Source organism: Arthrobacter sp. AQ5-05 (assembly GCF_003287975.1).
Lineage (GTDB): Bacteria > Actinomycetota > Actinomycetes > Actinomycetales > Micrococcaceae > Paeniglutamicibacter.
Map to the genome: position 1 here is coordinate 1 of NZ_QMKQ01000040.1, position 16,681 is coordinate 16,681.

Annotated in this window: 17 protein-coding genes; 3 read left to right on the top strand and 14 right to left on the bottom strand. The window is 65.5% G+C overall.

The window, feature by feature from the left end:
• Positions 1-244, top strand: a 244-nt coding sequence (locus tag DQ353_RS19605) for an HNH endonuclease (protein ID WP_181578519.1), incomplete at its 5' end; no start/stop codon positions are given.
• Between the two features lie 134 nt (positions 245-378).
• Here DQ353_RS19605 and catC read toward each other — a convergent pair.
• From catC to DQ353_RS19650, 9 genes are all read right to left on the bottom strand, one after another.
• Positions 379-657, bottom strand: coding sequence for a muconolactone Delta-isomerase (gene catC / locus DQ353_RS19610; RefSeq protein ID WP_113764867.1), 279 nt, complete (start codon positions 655-657; stop codon positions 379-381).
• Between the two features lie 32 nt (positions 658-689).
• Entirely contained in the window at positions 690-1,790 is a 1,101-nt protein-coding gene (locus DQ353_RS19615; protein WP_113764868.1) for an enolase C-terminal domain-like protein, read from the bottom strand.
• The gene (locus DQ353_RS19620) at positions 1,787-2,680 is read right to left on the bottom strand and encodes a LysR substrate-binding domain-containing protein (RefSeq protein ID WP_286166932.1); all 894 of its coding nucleotides are present in this window, start codon (positions 2,678-2,680) and stop codon (positions 1,787-1,789) included. The genes DQ353_RS19615 and DQ353_RS19620 overlap by 4 nt, the downstream gene beginning before the upstream one ends.
• Positions 2,681-2,842: 162 nt before the next feature.
• The gene (locus DQ353_RS19625; RefSeq protein ID WP_113764870.1) at positions 2,843-3,481 is read right to left on the bottom strand and encodes a phosphoribosylanthranilate isomerase; all 639 of its coding nucleotides are present in this window, start codon (positions 3,479-3,481) and stop codon (positions 2,843-2,845) included.
• A 42-nt stretch (positions 3,482-3,523) separates the two neighbouring features.
• The gene (locus tag DQ353_RS19630; RefSeq protein WP_113764871.1) at positions 3,524-4,336 is read right to left on the bottom strand and encodes a hypothetical protein; all 813 of its coding nucleotides are present in this window, start codon (positions 4,334-4,336) and stop codon (positions 3,524-3,526) included.
• A 160-nt stretch (positions 4,337-4,496) separates the two neighbouring features.
• Positions 4,497-5,924 (bottom strand): dihydrolipoamide acetyltransferase family protein, encoded by a 1,428-nt coding sequence (locus tag DQ353_RS19635; protein WP_113764872.1) that lies wholly within the window; start codon positions 5,922-5,924, stop codon positions 4,497-4,499.
• Positions 5,925-5,987: 63 nt separating this feature from the next.
• Positions 5,988-6,968, bottom strand: a complete 981-nt coding sequence (locus tag DQ353_RS19640) for an alpha-ketoacid dehydrogenase subunit beta (protein WP_113764873.1) — start codon at positions 6,966-6,968, stop codon at positions 5,988-5,990.
• Positions 6,965-8,113, bottom strand: coding sequence for a thiamine pyrophosphate-dependent dehydrogenase E1 component subunit alpha (locus DQ353_RS19645; protein WP_113764874.1), 1,149 nt, complete (start codon positions 8,111-8,113; stop codon positions 6,965-6,967). Before DQ353_RS19645 ends, DQ353_RS19640 begins: the two co-directional genes overlap by 4 nt.
• A gap of 123 nt (positions 8,114-8,236) precedes the next feature.
• Positions 8,237-9,358 (bottom strand): histidinol-phosphate transaminase, encoded by a 1,122-nt coding sequence (locus tag DQ353_RS19650; RefSeq protein ID WP_113764875.1) that lies wholly within the window; start codon positions 9,356-9,358, stop codon positions 8,237-8,239.
• A gap of 121 nt (positions 9,359-9,479) precedes the next feature.
• Here DQ353_RS19650 and DQ353_RS19655 point away from each other — a divergent pair, with 121 nt between their 5' ends.
• The gene (locus DQ353_RS19655; RefSeq protein WP_181578520.1) at positions 9,480-9,872 is read left to right on the top strand and encodes a phage holin family protein; all 393 of its coding nucleotides are present in this window, start codon (positions 9,480-9,482) and stop codon (positions 9,870-9,872) included.
• Between the two features lie 43 nt (positions 9,873-9,915).
• Here the strand turns inward: DQ353_RS19655 and DQ353_RS19660 are convergent, their stop codons facing one another.
• Together DQ353_RS19660 and DQ353_RS19665 are read right to left on the bottom strand one after the other, a co-directional pair.
• Complete coding sequence (locus DQ353_RS19660) at positions 9,916-11,340, bottom strand: alpha/beta hydrolase family protein (RefSeq protein WP_113764876.1); 1,425 nt, start codon at positions 11,338-11,340, stop codon at positions 9,916-9,918.
• Positions 11,341-11,366: 26 nt separating this feature from the next.
• Positions 11,367-11,687: a hypothetical protein gene (locus DQ353_RS19665; protein ID WP_113764877.1), complete on the bottom strand. Its 321-nt coding sequence runs from the start codon at positions 11,685-11,687 to the stop codon at positions 11,367-11,369.
• Between the two features lie 201 nt (positions 11,688-11,888).
• Between DQ353_RS19665 and purB the strand changes: the two genes are divergently transcribed.
• The gene (purB, locus tag DQ353_RS19670) at positions 11,889-13,298 is read left to right on the top strand and encodes an adenylosuccinate lyase (protein WP_113764895.1); all 1,410 of its coding nucleotides are present in this window, start codon (positions 11,889-11,891) and stop codon (positions 13,296-13,298) included.
• 185 nt (positions 13,299-13,483) lie between these two features.
• Here the strand turns inward: purB and DQ353_RS19675 are convergent, their stop codons facing one another.
• The 3 genes from DQ353_RS19675 to DQ353_RS19685 all read right to left on the bottom strand — a co-directional run bounded on the left by DQ353_RS19675 (position 13,484) and on the right by DQ353_RS19685 (position 16,665).
• On the bottom strand, positions 13,484-14,377 hold the full coding sequence (locus tag DQ353_RS19675) for a 3-hydroxyacyl-CoA dehydrogenase family protein (protein ID WP_113764878.1): 894 nt from the start codon (positions 14,375-14,377) through the stop codon (positions 13,484-13,486).
• A gap of 74 nt (positions 14,378-14,451) precedes the next feature.
• Positions 14,452-15,423 carry a LysR family transcriptional regulator gene (locus tag DQ353_RS19680; protein WP_113764879.1) on the bottom strand — a complete coding sequence of 324 codons (972 nt, stop codon included), beginning with the start codon at positions 15,421-15,423 and terminating at the stop codon, positions 14,452-14,454.
• Between the two features lie 42 nt (positions 15,424-15,465).
• Positions 15,466-16,665: an acyl-CoA dehydrogenase family protein gene (locus DQ353_RS19685; protein ID WP_113764880.1), complete on the bottom strand. Its 1,200-nt coding sequence runs from the start codon at positions 16,663-16,665 to the stop codon at positions 15,466-15,468.
• Between the last annotated feature and the right edge of the window lie 16 nt (positions 16,666-16,681).

Here is a 16,681-nt window from a genome sequence, read left to right on the forward strand (position 1 = left end):
CCGCACCCCCTGGTGCAACGCACCCATCAAGCACTTCGACCACGTGGTCCAACACAGCCGCGGCGGCCCGACCAGCGAGGCCAACTCTGCCGGCCGCTGCGCCGGATGCAACCAGACCAAGGAGCAGGACGGCTGGGAAGAGCGCGTCGTGGACCGCGGCGGGCGGCACACCATCGAGATCACCACCCCGGTCGGGGCGACCTACACCTCCACCGCACCGCCACTGCCCGGCACCCCCTGCTGAGGCCGGGCCCGCACCACACACGCCCATGCCGGGCCCCCGCACGCCCGCCAACGAAAACGGCCCGCGACGCCGGGGCACACATTGAAGCGTGCCCCGGCGCCACGGACCGCGCGGCGTGCGAAAACGACCGGGTATTAGCGAATCGAGTTCGGGTGCTTGGCCAGCGGCGTGACCTTGATCTTCATGTACGGGTACATCGGGAACCCGCCGAGGAGCTGGTGCAGCTCGTCATTCGATTCGACTTCGAACAGCGAGTGGTTGGCGTACTCACCGACGATGCGCCAGATGCCGGCCATCTTTCCGCTGCGTTGCAGCGATCCCGAGTACTCCTTCTCACGGACCTGGAATTCGGCGATCTGCGCCTCGGTGAGGTGGGTTGGGAACGTTACGTCCATGCGGGCAAGGAACAACATGTCTTCTCCTGGATTAGGCGTGATGGTAGGTGCTAGTTCTGGCGGTAACGGGCGAGCTTGTCCTCGTCGAGGCCCGCACCGACGCCCGGGACGTTGCGCACCGAGATGCGGCCGCCGTTGATGCGGATGGGTTCGGCCAGCAGGTCGTCGGCCATGTCCAGGAAGTTGGACAGCTCGCCTGCCCGGCGGACGGTGGCCTCGTGGGCGGCCCCGAAGGTCACGGTGGCCAGCGAGCCGACCTGAGTGTCGATCTGGTTTCCCATCGTGACGTCGACGCCCAGCCCGGTGCACAGGCCCAGTATCTCGGTGGCCTCGGTGAAGCCGCTGCGTGCGGTCTTGATGCAGATCGCGTTCGAACCTCCGGAGAGCAGTTCGCGCGAGACATCCCCGGCCGTGGGCACCGACTCGTCGCCCACGATGGGGATCGGGGACTTTTCCACCAGCCGGCGACGGCTCATGGCTTCCTTCGCGTCGCATGGTTCCTCCAGGGCCGTCAGCCCCAGGCCCTCGGTGCGGCGAAGCACCTCCATGGCTTCGTTGGCGCTCCAGCCGCGGTTGGCGTCCAGGTAGAGTTCCACGTCGTCGCCGAGCCCGGCGCGCAGCACGTGGCAGGCTTCGATGTCCAGGGCCAGCGGGCGGCGACCGACCTTGAGCTTGAAGGTGGTGATGCCGTATTCCTCGCCGAAGCGCAGCGCCTCGTCGAGCAGTTCCTGGGCCGGCTTGAAACCGAGCATGTGCGAGACGCGCATCGAATCGGTGTAGCCACCCAGCAGCTTGTGCACCGGGGTTCCGAGCGCCTTGCCCAGCAGGTCCCACAGCGCGATGTCCACGGCGCCCTTGGCGACCTGGTTGTGGATGGTCCGGGCCATCACCTCGTGGACCTTGCCGCGGTCAAAGGGATCGAGCCCGATCAGTTGCGGGGCGAAGACCTTCTCGATGATGGTGATGATCGAGTCCTGGGTTTCTCCGTAGGTGTAGGGCCGCGGCGGGGCGTCGGCTTCCCCGATGAGGCCCTCGTCCGAGTGGATGCGCACCAGCACGTGCTCGGCATCGGTGACCTGGCCGCTGGCAAACTTGAGTGGGTGTTTGTAGGGAATCGAGTAGGGAATCGCTTCAATGCGCAGGATCTTCACGCTTGGTTTCCTTCCGTGGTGGCTGGAGTCTCGAAGAGGTCAAGGAACTTCTTCAGCAGTGCGGTTTCGTTGTCGGTCTTCCAGGCAACGGCAAGGTCGACCGCGGGCGCGTTGCGCAGCTGGCGGAAAACGATGCCCTGGAGGGCAAACATGCGCCGCGCGGTGGGGACCAGGGCCACGCCCATCCCCGCAGCAACGAACGAAAGCAGGGTGGATGTTTCCTGGGTTTCCTGGACGATCTGGGGGCTGAAGCCGGCCCGCCGGCAGGCCTCGGTGGAGATTGCATTCACCGCGGAGCTCATCGGGTAGGCGATGAAGGGTTCATCGGCCAGGTCTGCAAGGTCGAGCAGCCCTCGCGAGGCCAGCTCGTGGTCCTCGGGCAGGGCCACGACCAGTTCGTCTTTCTCCAGGAATTTCAGGCTCAACTGGTTCGAACGGATCGGTGGGCGCAGCACCGCGACATCCACGCGTTGTTCTTCCAGCGCGATTTCCATCTCAGGGGTGAGCATCTCGCCCTGCACGCTCAGGCGCAGGCCCGGCATGTGCTCCCGGGCGGCCTGCACGATGATGGGCATCAGTCGGTAGGTGGCGGTGCCGGAGACGCCCACCCGCAGCACGCCGCTGGCTCCCTGGCCCACGAGCTTGACGTCTTGTTCGAGTTTCTCGATCTCGGCCAGCAACAACCTGGCCCGTGCCAGGAGCAGTTCTCCGGCAGCGGTGAGGTCGACCTTGCGGGTGGTGCGCACCAGCAGCTGGGTGCCCAGCTGCTCCTCGAGCGCCTTGATCTGCTGGGACAGCGGAGGCTGGGCCATGTGCAGGCGTTGTGCCGCGCGGCCAAAGTGTTTTTCCTCGGCCACGGCAATGAAGTAACGCATCTGACGTACTTCCACGTCGTCCACCCTCCGGTCGCGGGCACCGATGTGCTCCACAGCCAGATTAGGACGCAAAGATTACTTATGGGAAATACATGTTTTGGCTTGATTCAGAGGAAAAAAGTATCAGTCACCGGTGTGGTCGCCATTGCAACGAACCCCGGGGGCCCGACGCTGCTCCTATCCGGCTGTTGCTTCGGCGGACCGGGCCGCGGCGATGAACGCCTCGATCAGCCCGCTGTCCTTGGTTCCACGGCTGGATTCGACCCCGGAGGAGACATCTACCCCGGCCGGGTGCAAGGTTTGAACCAGGTGCGCGACGTTGCCGGGGTTAAGTCCCCCGGCCAGGATCCATGTTCCGGCGGGAGGTGCCGCCAGCAGCTCCGAGACGTCAAAGGTGACCCCGGCACCCGGCTCCACGGCGTCCAGCAGGATCCGCCCGGTCTCCCAGAGTTCCCTCTCCGCCGGGGCCAGCGCCCGGTAGGCATCGATGGACAAAGCCCGCAGAGTCGCAAACCCCTGCTCGTGCAGTGCCTTCACATCCGAGTATGGTTCGTCTCCATGCAGCTGCACGGTGCCCACACCGGCCCGCTTGGCGATGTCGATGACCTGGTCCAGCGGCTGGTTGCGGAAGACCCCGACGGTTTCGACGTTCCCGGGCACCCGCGCGACGAGCGTCTTGACGAGTTCCGGATCCACGGTTCGGGGGCTGCCGGGGGCGAAGACGAATCCCACGGCGTTGGCTCCGGCCGCCACTGCCGCTTCCACCGTCGCGGGAGTGCTTAGTCCACAGATCTTGACGTACAGCTGGTGATTCACTCGGCACTTCCGGGTCGGTACGTGGATTGGTCTGCTTCCATGCTACTTCTGAATCCGCACACTGAGCATGACGGCCCGCAATTGCCGGTATTCCTTGCTTCGCATGATCTTTCTGGCATCGTCGAGGTTCACCTGGTCGTCGTCGAACCCCAGTTCCTCGGCCAGGTCGTCGGTGCTGGCCAATTGGCTGGCCAGGCCCTTGACCGGGGTGAAGAAGCCCAGCGCGGGGCGCTCGTCGCGGTCCTTGGTTGCTGCGGAGTCGTTGATCATCAGCACCACTTTTTGCTCGATTTTCTTGCCCGGGGACTGGATCACCATATGCTCGAAGAGCACCTCGGCGGGCTGGTGGAAACCGGCGTCCAGGGGCGTGGATTCCAGGACGGTGCGGGTGTAGGTTGCGGTGTCGCCGTCGGTGTCCGTCGCGCTGTCGGCCCGGAACCCTGCGATCTCGTCGCCGTCTGAGTTTTCGAGGTCCCACTTGGCGAAGGGGTCATCCAGGGCCTTTGCCGTGGAGTTGCAGTCGCTGCAGTCGTCTTCCTCGATGTTCCAGTCGGCCGGGTACTTGAAGCCCACGCCCTGGGTGCTGAAGCTCATCCAGCCGGTGGTGTCGATTTCGCCGGCGGGGACCCGGGTGCCGGGCGTTTGGCTCGAGGCCGCCGGGGTGGGTGTGGGGGTCTGGCTGCCGGAATTATCCCCGGGGTAGGCCGAGGGCACCTGCGGCGGGCCGAAGGGGCTCGAATCGATGGTGCTTTGGTCCAGGGTCTTGCGGGGTGCGGCATCTGCGCAGCCTGCCAGCAAAACCATGCCCAGCAGGGACGCAACACCGAATGCGGTGGCTGCCCGGTTGATGCCCATCGGTGGTCTCCTTGTGCGCGAGTGCATAATTCGGACGTCGATACGCTTTCCACTGTGCCCCGGCACCGGTGGAATTGCCAGCGGAAGAACGGGCTGCGGCCGGTGCGCGGAATCGCTTCCACGCACCGGCCGGGGCCCGACAGGTTTCCCGCTGTGGGTGTCAGTCCAGCAGCAGCGCCGGTTCCTGCATGATGGCCGCCACGTCCGCCATGAAGCGGGCCGACAGGTCCCCGTCCACCACGCGGTGGTCGAAGGATCCGCCCAGGGTGGTGATCCAGCGCGGCACGACCGCACCGTCGACGACCCACGGCTTCTGCCGGATGGTGCCGAAGGCGACGATCGCAACCTCGCCGGGGTTGATGATCGGGGTTCCGGTGTCGATGCCCAGCACGCCGATGTTGGTCACCGTCAGCGTCCCGCCGTTCATGTCGGCCGGGGAGGTCTTGCCGGCGCGGGCGGTCTCGGCCAAGTCGTTCAGCGCAATGGCCAGCTCGCGCATGGACAGGTTCTGCGCTTCCTTGATGTTCGGGACGATCAGCCCGCGCGGTGTTGCCGCGGCGATGCCCAGGTTCATGAAGTGCTTGACCTGGATCTCGGCGCCGTTCTCGGTCTCCACCCAGGAGGCGTTGACCGAGGGGTTGCGGGCGGCCGCCCAGATGACGGCCTTGGCCAGCACCAGCAGCGGGGAAACCCGGATGCCCTCGAAGTCGCGGCTCTTCTTCAGCCGTGCCACGTACTCCATGGTCCGGGAGGCGTCCACGTCCACGAAGATCGACACGTGCGGGGCGGTGAAGGCCGATTCGACCATGGCCTTGGCGGTGGCCTTGCGGACGCCGCGCACCGGGGTGCGCACGATCCGCTCGTCGAGTTCCACGCCCTGGGAGGACCAGAACATCGGGGCCGCATCGCGTTCGGCCTCGCGCTGGGACTTGTAGGAGAGCACGTCGTCTCGGGTGATCTCGCCCTGGCCTCCGGTGCCGGTGACCTCGGTCAAGTCCACGCCGAGTTCCTTGGCAACCTTGCGCACCGGCGGCTTGGCGAGCACGCGGTCCACGAAGGCAGCCACGGCGGGCTTGGCCGCTGCGGTCAGCCGGGTGGAGGCCTGGCCGATCTCGGCGGCACGGCGGGAGATGGTGTCGGCCAGCGCCGCGGGGATCACCGGGGCACCGGGTGCGCCTGCCGCCTTGCCGGGTTTGGTCGCGGCCGGGCGGTTGGTGCGGGCGCGGCGCTTGACGGCATCGGCCTTGGGGCCCGAGCCGACCAGCGGGCCGGGCTCCTCGCTGGCGACCGGGGTGTCGGATTCGGCGATGTCCGCCACCTGCGGCACGTTGGTCAGCGGGGCCGGACGGGAACCGGCCTCCTCCACCGTGAACAGCGCTGCCCCCACGGCCAGGGTCTCACCCTCGGCGCCGTGCAGTTCCTTGACCACCCCGGCGTAGGGGCTGGGCAGCTCGACCAGCGACTTCGCGGTCTCGATCTCCACGAAGACCTGGTTCACGGCCACGGTGTCACCGGGCTTGACTTTCCAACTGACGATTTCGGCCTCGGTGAGGCCCTCGCCGACATCGGGAAGATTGAAGGTGCTCATCGTCTTCACTCCTTGTGAGAAACTTTGCGTCTGCGGTGCGGTGGCAAGGTGCGCACCTGCGGTTTAGTAGGCGAAGGACCGATCGAGGGCCTCGAGGACCTTGTCGATGTCGGGCAGGTACTGCTCCTCGACCTTGGCCACCGGGTAGGGCATGTGGAAGCCGCCGACGCGGATGACCGGGGCCTCCAACGAGAGGAAGGCGCGCTCGGAGATGCGCGCGGCGATTTCCCCGCCGAGTCCGCCGAAGGTCGGTGCCTCGTGGGTGACGATCAGCCGGCCGGTCTTTTCCACCGAGTCGGTGATGGTGTCGAAGTCGATCGGGGAGACCGAGCGCAGGTCGATGACCTCCACCGAGCGGCCGTCCTCGCGGGCAGCCTCGGCGGCGGCCAGGGCGACGGGAACCAACGGGCCGTAGGTGACAATGGTGGCATCCTCGCCGGGACGGATGACCTGGGCCTTGAAGGCGTCGGCGGCCGGGTTCTCGGTGTCGACCTCTCCCTTGAGCCAGTAGCGGCGCTTGGGTTCGAAGAAGATCACCGGGTCTTGGCAGGCTGCCGCCTGCTGGATCATCCAGTAGGCGTCGTGCGCGTTGGACGGGGCCATGATGCGCAGCCCTGCGGTGTGCGCGAAGAGCGCCTCCGGGGATTCGGAGTGGTGCTCGATGGAACCGATGCCGCCGCCGTACGGGATGCGGATGACGACGGGTGCGCCGAAGCGGCCCTCGGAGCGGGCGCGCATCTTGGCCAGCTGGGTGGTGATCTGGTTGAACGCGGGGAAGACGAAGCCATCGAACTGGATCTCGGCGATCGGGGAGTAGCCGCGGATGGCCATGCCGATGGACGTGCCGATGATCCCGGCTTCGCCCAGCGGGGAATCGACGACTCGGTCGGGGCCGTAGGTGTCGATCAGCCCGTCGGTGACACGGTAAACCCCGCCCAGGCGTCCGATGTCCTCTCCGATGAGCAGGGACTTGGGGTTCGTTGCCAGGACCTTGTCGAGTCCGGCAGTGATGGCCTTGGCCAGGGTCATCGTGGTGGTGCTCATCGGGTGGCCCCTTCCTCGGTGGTGTCGGCAAATCCTGCTTCGTATTCCAGGTGCCATTTGAGCTCTTCCTGGATCAGCGGGTGCGCCTCGGCGTAGACGTTGGCGAAGGACTGGGCGAGTTCCGGGTCCGGGAACGCCATGGCTTCGACGCGGACGCGGGTGGCCATCTCGTCGCCGTCGACGGCGACCTGCTTGAAGAACAGCTCGTCGGCCAGGTCGTTGTCGCGCAGGTGCTTCTCCAGGCGGGCCAGCGGGTCGCGGCCGACCCAGGCTTCCTCATCGGCGCCCAGGCGGTACTTGGTGGGGTCGTCGGCGGTGGTGTGGGCGCTCATCCGGTAGGTGATCGCCTCGATCAGCACCGGGCCCTCACCGCGGCGAGCGCGCTCGAGTGCCCAGCGTGTCACGGCCAGCACGGCCACCACGTCGTTGCCGTCCACCCGGATTCCGGGGAAGCCGTAGCCGGCGGCGCGATCGGCCAGCGGCACCTTGGACTGGACGGAGAACGGGACCGAGATGGCCCACTGGTTGTTTTGGCAGAAGAAGACCACCGGGGAATTGAAGCTGGCGGCGAAGACCATGGATTCATGGACCTCGCCCTCGGTGGAGGAACCGTCGCCGAAGTACGCGACGACCGCCTCGCCGTCCTTTTCGAGGCGCTCGGCGTCCCAGCCCGCCTGGTCGCGCTGGATGCCCATGGCATAGCCCGTGGCGTGCGGCATCTGGGCCGCGAGCACCATGGTGTACATGTGGAAGTTGTTTTCCCTCGGGTCCCAGCCGCCATTGGAGATGCCGCGGAAGATCCGCAGCATCTGCGGGAAGTCGACGTTGCGGGTCAGTGCCACGCCGTGTTCGCGGTAGGTGGGGAAGATGTAGTCGGACGGGCGGGTGGCCCTTCCCGAACCGATCTGTGCCGCTTCCTGTCCGCGCAGGGGAACCCACAGGGCCAGTTGCCCCTGGCGCTGCAGCGCGGTGGCTTCCTGGTCGAAGCGCCGGGTCAATGCCATGTCGCGATAGAACCCCCGCAACATTTCCGCGTCGACGTCTTGGATGTAGCTGTCGTACTCGGCGTGCGAGCGACGTTCCCCTTCGGGGGTAAGTAGCTGTATCAGCGCTTGCCCCGAGGGCTCGTGCACGGTGTTGGTCATACCGAGGGCGTCCTTACATACATGAAATATGCCTCATGCGGAATACATTCCCCATGAGGCATATAGCGGGATTGTCTGTTCTAGCCTAGCGGTGGATTGCCGCAAACCACGACTTATCCGCCCCTAGGAAAGCGTCGGGGCTTTTGGATAGTTCCGACAAAGCTCGAGGAACCGGGTATTGGCCTCGGCTTCCCCGATGCTCACCCGCACCCCCTCGTTGCCGAAGGCACGCACTGCCAACGCGTGTTCCGAGGCCAGCTCGGCAAATTCGGCGGTATTGGCACCCATCTGCAGCCAGACGAAGTTGCCGTCGGCATCCGGAATCTGCCATCCAAGCTCCCGCAGGCCGGCAGCCACGCGGGTGCGTTCGTCAACGACCTTTTGTACCCTTTCCACAACCTTGTCGAAGTGGGCCAGGGAGGCAACCGCCGCATCCTCGGCCAACGAGGAGACAGCAAAGGGGGTGGCGACGACCCGGATGTGATTGGTGACCTCGGGGTGCGAGACCGAATATCCCACACGGAGGTTGGCCAGGCTGTGGGCCTTGGAGAAGGTCCGCAGCACCATCACATTGGGGTGCTTGCGGTAGGTGTCGATCCCGTTGACAGCCAGCGGGTCTCGCACGAATTCCTGGTAGGCCTCGTCGATGACGATCAACACGTTGGAAGGAACCTTGGCAATGAATGCTTCGACTTCCTCGGTGCGCAGCGCCGGGCCGGTGGGGTTGTTCGGTGTGCACAGCAGGATCACCGAGGTGTTCTCGTTGACTGCTGCGGCCATGGCGTCCAGGTCGTGGCGGCCATCCGCCAGCAGGGGAACCTGCACCGGCAGGGCCCCGGCGGTTTCCACCACGATCGGGTAGGCCTCGAAGGAACGCCAGGCAAAGACCACTTCGTCCTGCACGCCGTCGTCGTCCTGGCCGGCAAAGGTTGCCAGGATCTGGGTCAGCGCGCCGAGGGATCCGGCGCCGGTGACGATGTCGTCGGCCGGGACCGTCAGGAACTCCGACAGGGCATTGCGCAGCTTGGTCGAGAGCGGATCCGGATACCGGTTGATCTCGAGCTGGGCCCGGATCGCGTCCATGACCTCGGGGATCGGCGGCAGCGGATTCTCGTTGGATGAGAGTTTGAAGGCGCTCAGGCCCGGCACCTCACGCGGCGGCTTGCCTGCAACGTACTTGGGCATCCGACCAATGATGGTGCGGGGCTGGACCGGATCGAGGGGCGCAGGATTTTCGGTGGTCATGTCTTACACCCTATCTGTTGCCGCCCGGGCAATCCCCATGTGTCGCATCGTTCCTGCCAAGCTTCTGGGAAGACTGTTTCACTGCCGCGAGGCCCGGATGCGGTGTGCCATTATTGGGTCCATGATTGCGTTTATCTTCCGCGTGGTGATCAACGCGCTTGCCCTTGCGGCCGCCGCGTGGGTCGTGCCCGGCATCACCGTCACCACCGCACCATCCACCGATGCCACGTTGGGCGTGGTCCTGGCGTATCTGGTGGTGGGCCTGGTCTTTGGGCTGGTCAATGCGGTGGTTAAGCCGATCGTGAGCCTGCTGTCGCTGCCCATCACCTGCCTGACCCTTGGCCTGTCCACCTTGGTCATCAACGCCGCAATGTTGATGCTGACCTCCTGGTTGACCCAGTACCTGCCCATGGGGCTGCATGTCGACAAGTTCTTTTGGGATGCCATCATCGGTTCGGTGATCATTTCCATCGTTTCGGCCCTGATGGGCTGGATCGCCCCGACCAAGCGCTGACACCCCGCCCGTCGGCCCGCTAGCGCCGCCCAGGATTTCGCCCCTAATGTCCCGGGGTGATTCTGGAAAGGTGCCCGCGTTTCTGGTCTTTTTTCGGCAGCTTCATTTCCGGCTTGGGTTGGCGCCCGAGCTGGAAGGAACGCACCTTCCCTCGCCGGGATTGCCCGAACAGGGTTCCCAACAGACCCAGCGACTCGATGACTCCCGGATCCTTGGAACCACGCAGTTCCTTGGCATGCGATTCGTAGTTCTCCAGCTTGTGGGCCTCGCCGAACCCGTCGTTGCCCAACTCGATTGATCCGTCGGGTCCGTCGAAGACGACCGTCAACCTGTTGCGCTCCTCGGGATTCCTGCTCCCGTCGGTGCCCGGAACCAAGTCGTTCCTGTCCTCCAGGTGCAGTGCGTGGGTGTCCTCGGGCACCGGGACCTGTCCCGTCGGGGAACCGAATGTCGACAGGTACTGGAAGTCGAAGAGCTTGTTGAGGTGCTCGTCATTGACGATGTTCACCGCGTGGATCCCACCCTGGCTGTACCCGGTGACCACCACGCGGTCCCCGTCGTTGGCACCCGATTTCCGCAACGCCTCCTCGACGGATGGGATGAGGTTCTTCGAGTCGTTGCCCATCGCCTCAACAATGCCCGTGCCGTCCCAGGGATTGCCCGGCTCCGGTTCCGATTCCGTTCCCCGGATCCGGCGGAAGCCGGCGTTGACGTCCTCGAGCGGATCCGACTGCGTACCCGGGATCGTCATGACGTAGATCGGCCCGTCGTCGCCCTCGAACCGGGTGACCAGCAGGCTCCCCGGAGGTTCCTTCTCCGCCAGCTGCTGCAGCTCGACCAGGGTTTCGATGGTCCCGTCGAATTGCACCACGCGGGCGGGACCCTGTCCGCGGACCTTGATGGGTGCCAGATGCAGGAGGTTCTGGCCGCGCAGAAAATCGGCGAGCTGCGGGTAGAGCCGCTCGGCCAGCGGGGCCTTGAACATTCCTCCGTGCTCGGCGTCGCGCAAGAACCCGAAGGGGAATCCCAGGAAGCCCGGCAGCTCGTTGACCAGGTCCTCGGTGGTTTGGGTACGTGGTCGGCCCTTGTTGTTGGCCAGGTCCCACATCACAGTCAGGGGCAGCAGGCCTCCGCGTGCCTCATTCATCCCGCGCTGCACCGCGAATTCGGTTTGCTCGTAGGTGCTCCGCGCGGTGGCAACCGCCAATGCCAGCACCCCGGCCTCCGAGGCCCGTGCGGTGCACGAACCGGCGGCCTCGGCCAGGGACTGCACGGCCCCGATGACCCGGGCCCGCAGCATCAGCGTGCCCAGCGCCAACATGGCCGCAGGGAATTGCGGGAACCTGGCCAGGAAGGAAGCGCCTTCGAGCAATTCCGCCCCGGTCCGGGTGAGCATCGAGGCCGTTCGTTCGAGTTCGGTCAGGGAGAACCAAATTGATCCCGGTCCTCCGCGCACTTCGTATCCCATGGTCGTTCCGCCTCCTTGTCCGTGTCCTAGAACCCTCCAAGCAACCCGCGCGGAAACCCTCCGGGTGTCACGATTGGCCCCAAGGTGCCCAGGGTGGACAGGATCGTGGATTCGAGCTCCGCCAGGTCTGCCCGGGCGGACCAGATTTCACCGCGCGCCGACTCCAGCCGGGTGTCGAGTTCGGCGACCTTGGCTGCCAGTTCGGCAGCCCGGTCCCTGAACGCCCGTCCTGCCGGGGACTCCCATTCCAGGTGCAGCACCTGTTCGAGTTGTTCGCGGGCCCGATACACCGCGGCCTGGGTGGCGACCACCCGCATGAGCATTTCATCGGCAATTGCTTCGAGCATCTTTCTGCCGCACCCTTTCAGTCTTCGTGCCGGTGGCCCGGTCGTATTTGTTGGGTTCAACGCTGACAGCACTCCCGGCCGCCGGAGGACCGAAGGCCGCAACTTGTGGATAACCACCCGAACCCGAATGCGACCCGTATGCGACGTGCGCGGCGTCACGTCCCGGGCTCCGTGCGGATGAATCATGAAAGAATGGGCACCATGGCTGATTCCGCGCGCATTTCACTTGCATCCGAACCCCTCGCCCTTGGCGCCCTGGACGGTCGTTACCGTACCGCCGTGGCCCCACTGGTCGACCACCTCTCCGAAGCGGCCCTGAACCGCGACCGCGTCCACGTGGAAGTCGAATGGCTGATCCACCTGACCGACAACTCCGTGCTGCCGGGCACCTCCCCGCTCACCGAGGCCCAGCGCTCCGCGCTGCGCAAGATCGTCACCGACTTCAACGCCGCGTCCGTTGCCGAACTGGCCGAGATCGAAGCCGTCACGGTGCACGACGTCAAGGCAGTGGAGTACTACATCGGCCGCCGCCTCGAGGGCATCGGCATCGCGAACCTGACCGCGCTGGTGCACTTCGGCTGCACCTCCGAGGACATCAACAACCTCTCCTACGCCCTGGGCGTCAAGGACGCGGTCATGAATGTGTGGCTCCCGGCGGCACGCACGCTCGTCGCCCAGATCACCGCCATGGCCGAGGAATCCCGCGACGTGCCGATGCTCTCGCGCACCCACGGACAGCCGGCCACCCCGACCACCCTGGGCAAGGAAATGGCCGTGCTGGCCTGGCGCCTGACCCGCCAGCTGGACCGCATCGAGAAGACCGAATTCCTGGGCAAGATCAACGGCGCCACCGGCACCTACGCCGCCCACTACGCCTCGGTGCCTGCCGCCGACTGGCAGGAAGTCTCGCGCTCCTTCGTCGAGGGCCTGGGATTGAGCTGGAACCCGCTGACCACCCAGATCGAGTCGCACGACTGGCAGGCCGAGCTGTACGCGGACATGGCACGCTTCAACCGGATCCTGCACAACCTGTGCACCGACGTGTGGAGCTACATCTCCATCGGCTACTTCGCGCAGATCCCCGTTGCGGGCGCCACCGGATCCTCGACCATGCCGCACAAGGTCAACCCGATCCGCTTCGAAAACGCCGAGGCGAACCTGGAAATCTCCAACGGCCTGCTCGACACCCTGGGCGCCACCCTGGTGACCAGCCGCTGGCAGCGCGACCTCACCGATTCCTCCTCGCAGCGCAACATCGGCACCGCCTTCGGCCACTCGCTGCTGGCGATCTCCAACGTCGCCAAGGGCCTTGACCGCCTGGATGTTGCCGAAGACGTGCTGGCCGAGGACCTCGACCACAACTGGGAGGTGCTCGGCGAGGCCATCCAGATGGTCATGCGCGCCGAGTCCATCGCCGGTGTCGAGGGCATGGAAAACCCGTACGAGCGGCTCAAGGACCTGACCCGCGGCCAGCGCGTCGACGCCGCGCGCATGCAGGAGTTCGTCTCCTCGCTGGGCCTGTCCGCCGAGGCCGAGGCACGCCTGCTGGCGCTGACCCCGGGTTCGTACAACGGCATCGCCTCGAAGCTGGTCGACCACCTGAAGAAGTAGTCGGCAGCGGTTTACACCGTTCTTGCCGCACACAGCGGAACACCCCCGGTCATTGGCCGGGGGTGTTCCGCTGTGTTCGTGCCTTCGACGGCATGTTCAATGCCGCACGTTTGAACCGAGGTGCTGCCGGTGACGTCAGCGATGCCTGGGTGCGGTCGCTTGCGACCCTTGCGCTGACGTCACCGTCATTCGTCAGCTGGCTGCGTGTAGTCGTAGAAACCCGCGCCGGACTTGCGGCCCAGCTTGCCCTCGGCCACCAGGGCAGCGATGCGCCCGTTGGGGGCATCCTCGGCCGCGCCGGTCTCCGCAAAGGTGGCCTGGCCGATGAAGTCGATGACGTCGAGCCCGACCATGTCCATGAGCGCGAACGGTCCCATGGGGTGGCCCAGCGCGGTGCGCGCGGTGGTGTCGATGTCCTCGATGCTGGCGATGCCCGAATCGGCCAGGAACAGCGCCTCGCGCTGGATGGCACCCATCAGGCGGTTGGCAATGAACCCGGGGATCTCGCGGTTGATCAGCACCGGTTCCTTGCCCAGCCGGCGTGCCAACTCCATCGTGGTCTCCACCGTGGCGTCGCTGGTTTCCCCGTGGCGCACGACCTCGACGCACTTCATGACCAGGGCCGGGTTGAAGAAGTGCATGTTGCACACCTGTGCCGGGCGCCCCGTGGCCGCCGCGACCTTGGAGGAACCCAGCGTGGAGGAGTTGGTGGCCAGGATCGCGTGGGCCGGGGCCAGCACGCCGAGCTTTTCGAAGATCTGCGTCTTGATCTCCAGCCGCTCGGTGGCGGCCTCGATCACGAAGTCCGCTCCTGCGGCCGCCTCATCGAGGTCGGTGCTGTAGGCCAGGGCGCCCAGGGCCGCGGTGGCGGCATCCTGCTCCAGCTTGCCCTTGGCCACCCGGGAGGCGGCCCAGCCCTCAAGTTCGGTGCGTGCCGCGGCCAGGCCCTCGGCGGAAATGTCCTGGATGGTCGTGGAATACCCGGCCAGGGCCGCACTCATGGCGATCTGGCGTCCCATGGTTCCGGCGCCAATGACCAGGATGTTGGAAATGTTTTCGATGCCGCTTGCAGTGCCCATGGTTGTCTCCGCATATTCGGGGGGTTGTTCGCCGGTTCGGTGATTGGTCGTTGCTTGGGTTTGCCACCCGGGGTTTAGCTCAAGCCGTGCAGTGCTTCGTCCGCCATCAATGCTGCATCGAGCAGCGACGCCCCGGCATCCTGGTGCAACTTGATCATTTCGACCCATTGATTCAGGGCCGCCTTGCTTTGCAAAATGAAGCTTTCCGCGGCCGGGTTCAGCGAGCCGGAACGGTGGACGATTCCATAGGACGTACGAATCGTCGGAGCCGTTTCGACGACCACGGCGCCCAGTTTTTTCGCCAGCACCGCAAGTCGGATCGGCAGGAACGCATTCGCGCTTCCGTTCAGGACCAGGGCCAGCTGTGCATGCCGGGTGGGCACATACGCCCGGATCTGGCCGGTGATCGAATGCTCGGACAGGGCTGCCGCCACGATGTCGTTCTCGCGGTGCGCCAGGTTGCTGACCGCCAGCGGCAGGGATCGCAGCCCGGAGAGCGCAACGGGTTGGCTGTCCGGTAGCGGCGTTCCCGGTGGCATGACAAGCATCATGCGCTGGACGCCGTACTGGATCTTCTGCAGGTTTTCGACGGGGATCGGGAACGTGGTGAAACCGATTTCGCAGTGCCCGTTGAGCACCTCGTCGCACAGTTCGGCAACATCCGCATACTCGGTCATGTCGATCCGTATGTCCGGGTATTGCCTGGTGAACGAACCGCTCCAGGCGGCCACCGCCTCGCTGGACATCTCCGGCATGGTGCCGATGGTGATTGAACCCACAGACATTTCCCGGGCCCCGCGCATGATGTCCTTGGCGGAGAGGATCTCACCGAGGATCCGGCGGGCCGGTTCGACCAGAAGCCGGCCCGCGGAATTCAGTACGACGTTGCGCCCGGTGCGGTGAAACAGCTCAAGCTTCAGTTCGCGCTCGAGTTGCCTGATGCCCTGGGAAATTGTCGCCTGCGCCACGTGCAGATGCACGGCGGCCCGGTTGACGCCGTTGTGCTCGACAACAGCCAGGAAATACTCAAGCTGGCGAATCTCCACTTTTATCCCCTTTGACTCGGGTGGCCGTGCGTGCCGGCGGGGCTACACCCGGTAGCTGTTCGGAAGCCGGCCGTCGATCTTCCCTTGTCGAATCATAGCCACCGCAAGATTGCGTTCATGAATCGGAGAGGAACCCTCGTAGATCCGCAGCGCACGCACGTCGCGCCACATGCGCGGGATCGGGTGGTCCCCTACGATTCCCTCGCCGCCGAGCAACTGGAGGCACTTGTCGGCGACGCGGCTGGCCATTTCGGAGGCGAAGAGCTTGGCAGCGGCAATCCGGTGCCGTGGCACGTCTCCCTCGTCGAAGGAGCGGGCTCCCTCCATGACCAGCGCACGGGCGGCTTCGACCTCAGCGAAGCATTCGCCCAGCACCGCCTGGACGGCGCCCAGGTCCGCCAGCGGGGCATTGAACTGCTCGCGGTCGGTGACGTGGCTGGTGATTTCCTCAAGGATGCGCGTTGCCTGGCCAACGCAAGTGGCTGCCACGTGGAGCCGGGCGTGGTTGATGCCGCGCAGCGCCATGGTCAGCCCCTGGCCCCCACCTCGGGCACCTCCGAGCATGTTGCTGCTGGGCACGGAGACGTTGTTGAGGTGGATTTCCCCGACTGGGGCCTCGGCGTGGCCGTTCATGCGCGTGGGCAGCGAGGTGGAGACGCCAGGCAAAGTGGCGTCAACGATCAGCGCGGAAACTCCCTTGGCTCCCGGGATCGACTGGTCGGTGCGCGCGAAGACCACGAACGCATGGGCCCAGCCGGCGTTGGTGATATATCGTTTGTCTCCGTTGAGCACGTAGTTTTCGTTTTCAAGCACCGCGGAGGTGGCGAGCTGAGCGGCGTCTGATCCCGCCCCCTCCTCGGTGAGCGCAAACGCCGTGACGAGTTCACCCGCGGCCATCTTCGGCAGCAATTCTGCGCGCTGGTCCTCCGTGCCGTGGTCGAGGATTGCCTGGGAGCACAATCCGATGACCGTGGAGAACCGTGAGCGGTAGACGCAGGAAGCGCGGGTGAATTCGAGCGTGAGCAGGACCTGCTGCTCCATATTCCATTCCAGGCCGCCGTACTTGCGCGGGATGGAGATGCCGAAGAGACCGACCTCGGCCATGCGCTTGACCAGGCGCTCGGGGACGGCGCCGGCCTGAACCATCTCGTTTTCGGCAGGGATCAGCTCGTTCTCGGTGAAGTCCGCGATGAGCTTGCGATATGAGTCGAAGGTGTAGTCGTAAATCTCTGGATTGATCATGTTGGGTGTTCCTTAC

Excerpts from the sequence above, each read along its gene's own strand:
- catC (WP_113764867.1), bottom strand. The coding sequence starts at position 657 with ATGTTGTTCCTTGCCCGCATGGACGTAACGTTCCCAACCCACCTCACC.
- DQ353_RS19630 (WP_113764871.1), bottom strand. The coding sequence starts at position 4,336 with ATGGGCATCAACCGGGCAGCCACCGCATTCGGTGTTGCGTCCCTGCTG.
- DQ353_RS19635 (WP_113764872.1), bottom strand. The coding sequence starts at position 5,924 with ATGAGCACCTTCAATCTTCCCGATGTCGGCGAGGGCCTCACCGAGGCC.
- DQ353_RS19640 (WP_113764873.1), bottom strand. The coding sequence starts at position 6,968 with ATGAGCACCACCACGATGACCCTGGCCAAGGCCATCACTGCCGGACTC.
- DQ353_RS19645 (WP_113764874.1), bottom strand. The coding sequence starts at position 8,113 with ATGACCAACACCGTGCACGAGCCCTCGGGGCAAGCGCTGATACAGCTA.
- DQ353_RS19650 (WP_113764875.1), bottom strand. The coding sequence starts at position 9,358 with ATGACCACCGAAAATCCTGCGCCCCTCGATCCGGTCCAGCCCCGCACC.
- DQ353_RS19655 (WP_181578520.1), top strand. The coding sequence starts at position 9,480 with ATGATTGCGTTTATCTTCCGCGTGGTGATCAACGCGCTTGCCCTTGCG.
- DQ353_RS19660 (WP_113764876.1), bottom strand. The coding sequence starts at position 11,340 with ATGGGATACGAAGTGCGCGGAGGACCGGGATCAATTTGGTTCTCCCTG.
- DQ353_RS19665 (WP_113764877.1), bottom strand. The coding sequence starts at position 11,687 with ATGCTCGAAGCAATTGCCGATGAAATGCTCATGCGGGTGGTCGCCACC.
- purB (WP_113764895.1), top strand. The coding sequence starts at position 11,889 with ATGGCTGATTCCGCGCGCATTTCACTTGCATCCGAACCCCTCGCCCTT.
- DQ353_RS19675 (WP_113764878.1), bottom strand. The coding sequence starts at position 14,377 with ATGGGCACTGCAAGCGGCATCGAAAACATTTCCAACATCCTGGTCATT.
- DQ353_RS19685 (WP_113764880.1), bottom strand. The coding sequence starts at position 16,665 with ATGATCAATCCAGAGATTTACGACTACACCTTCGACTCATATCGCAAG.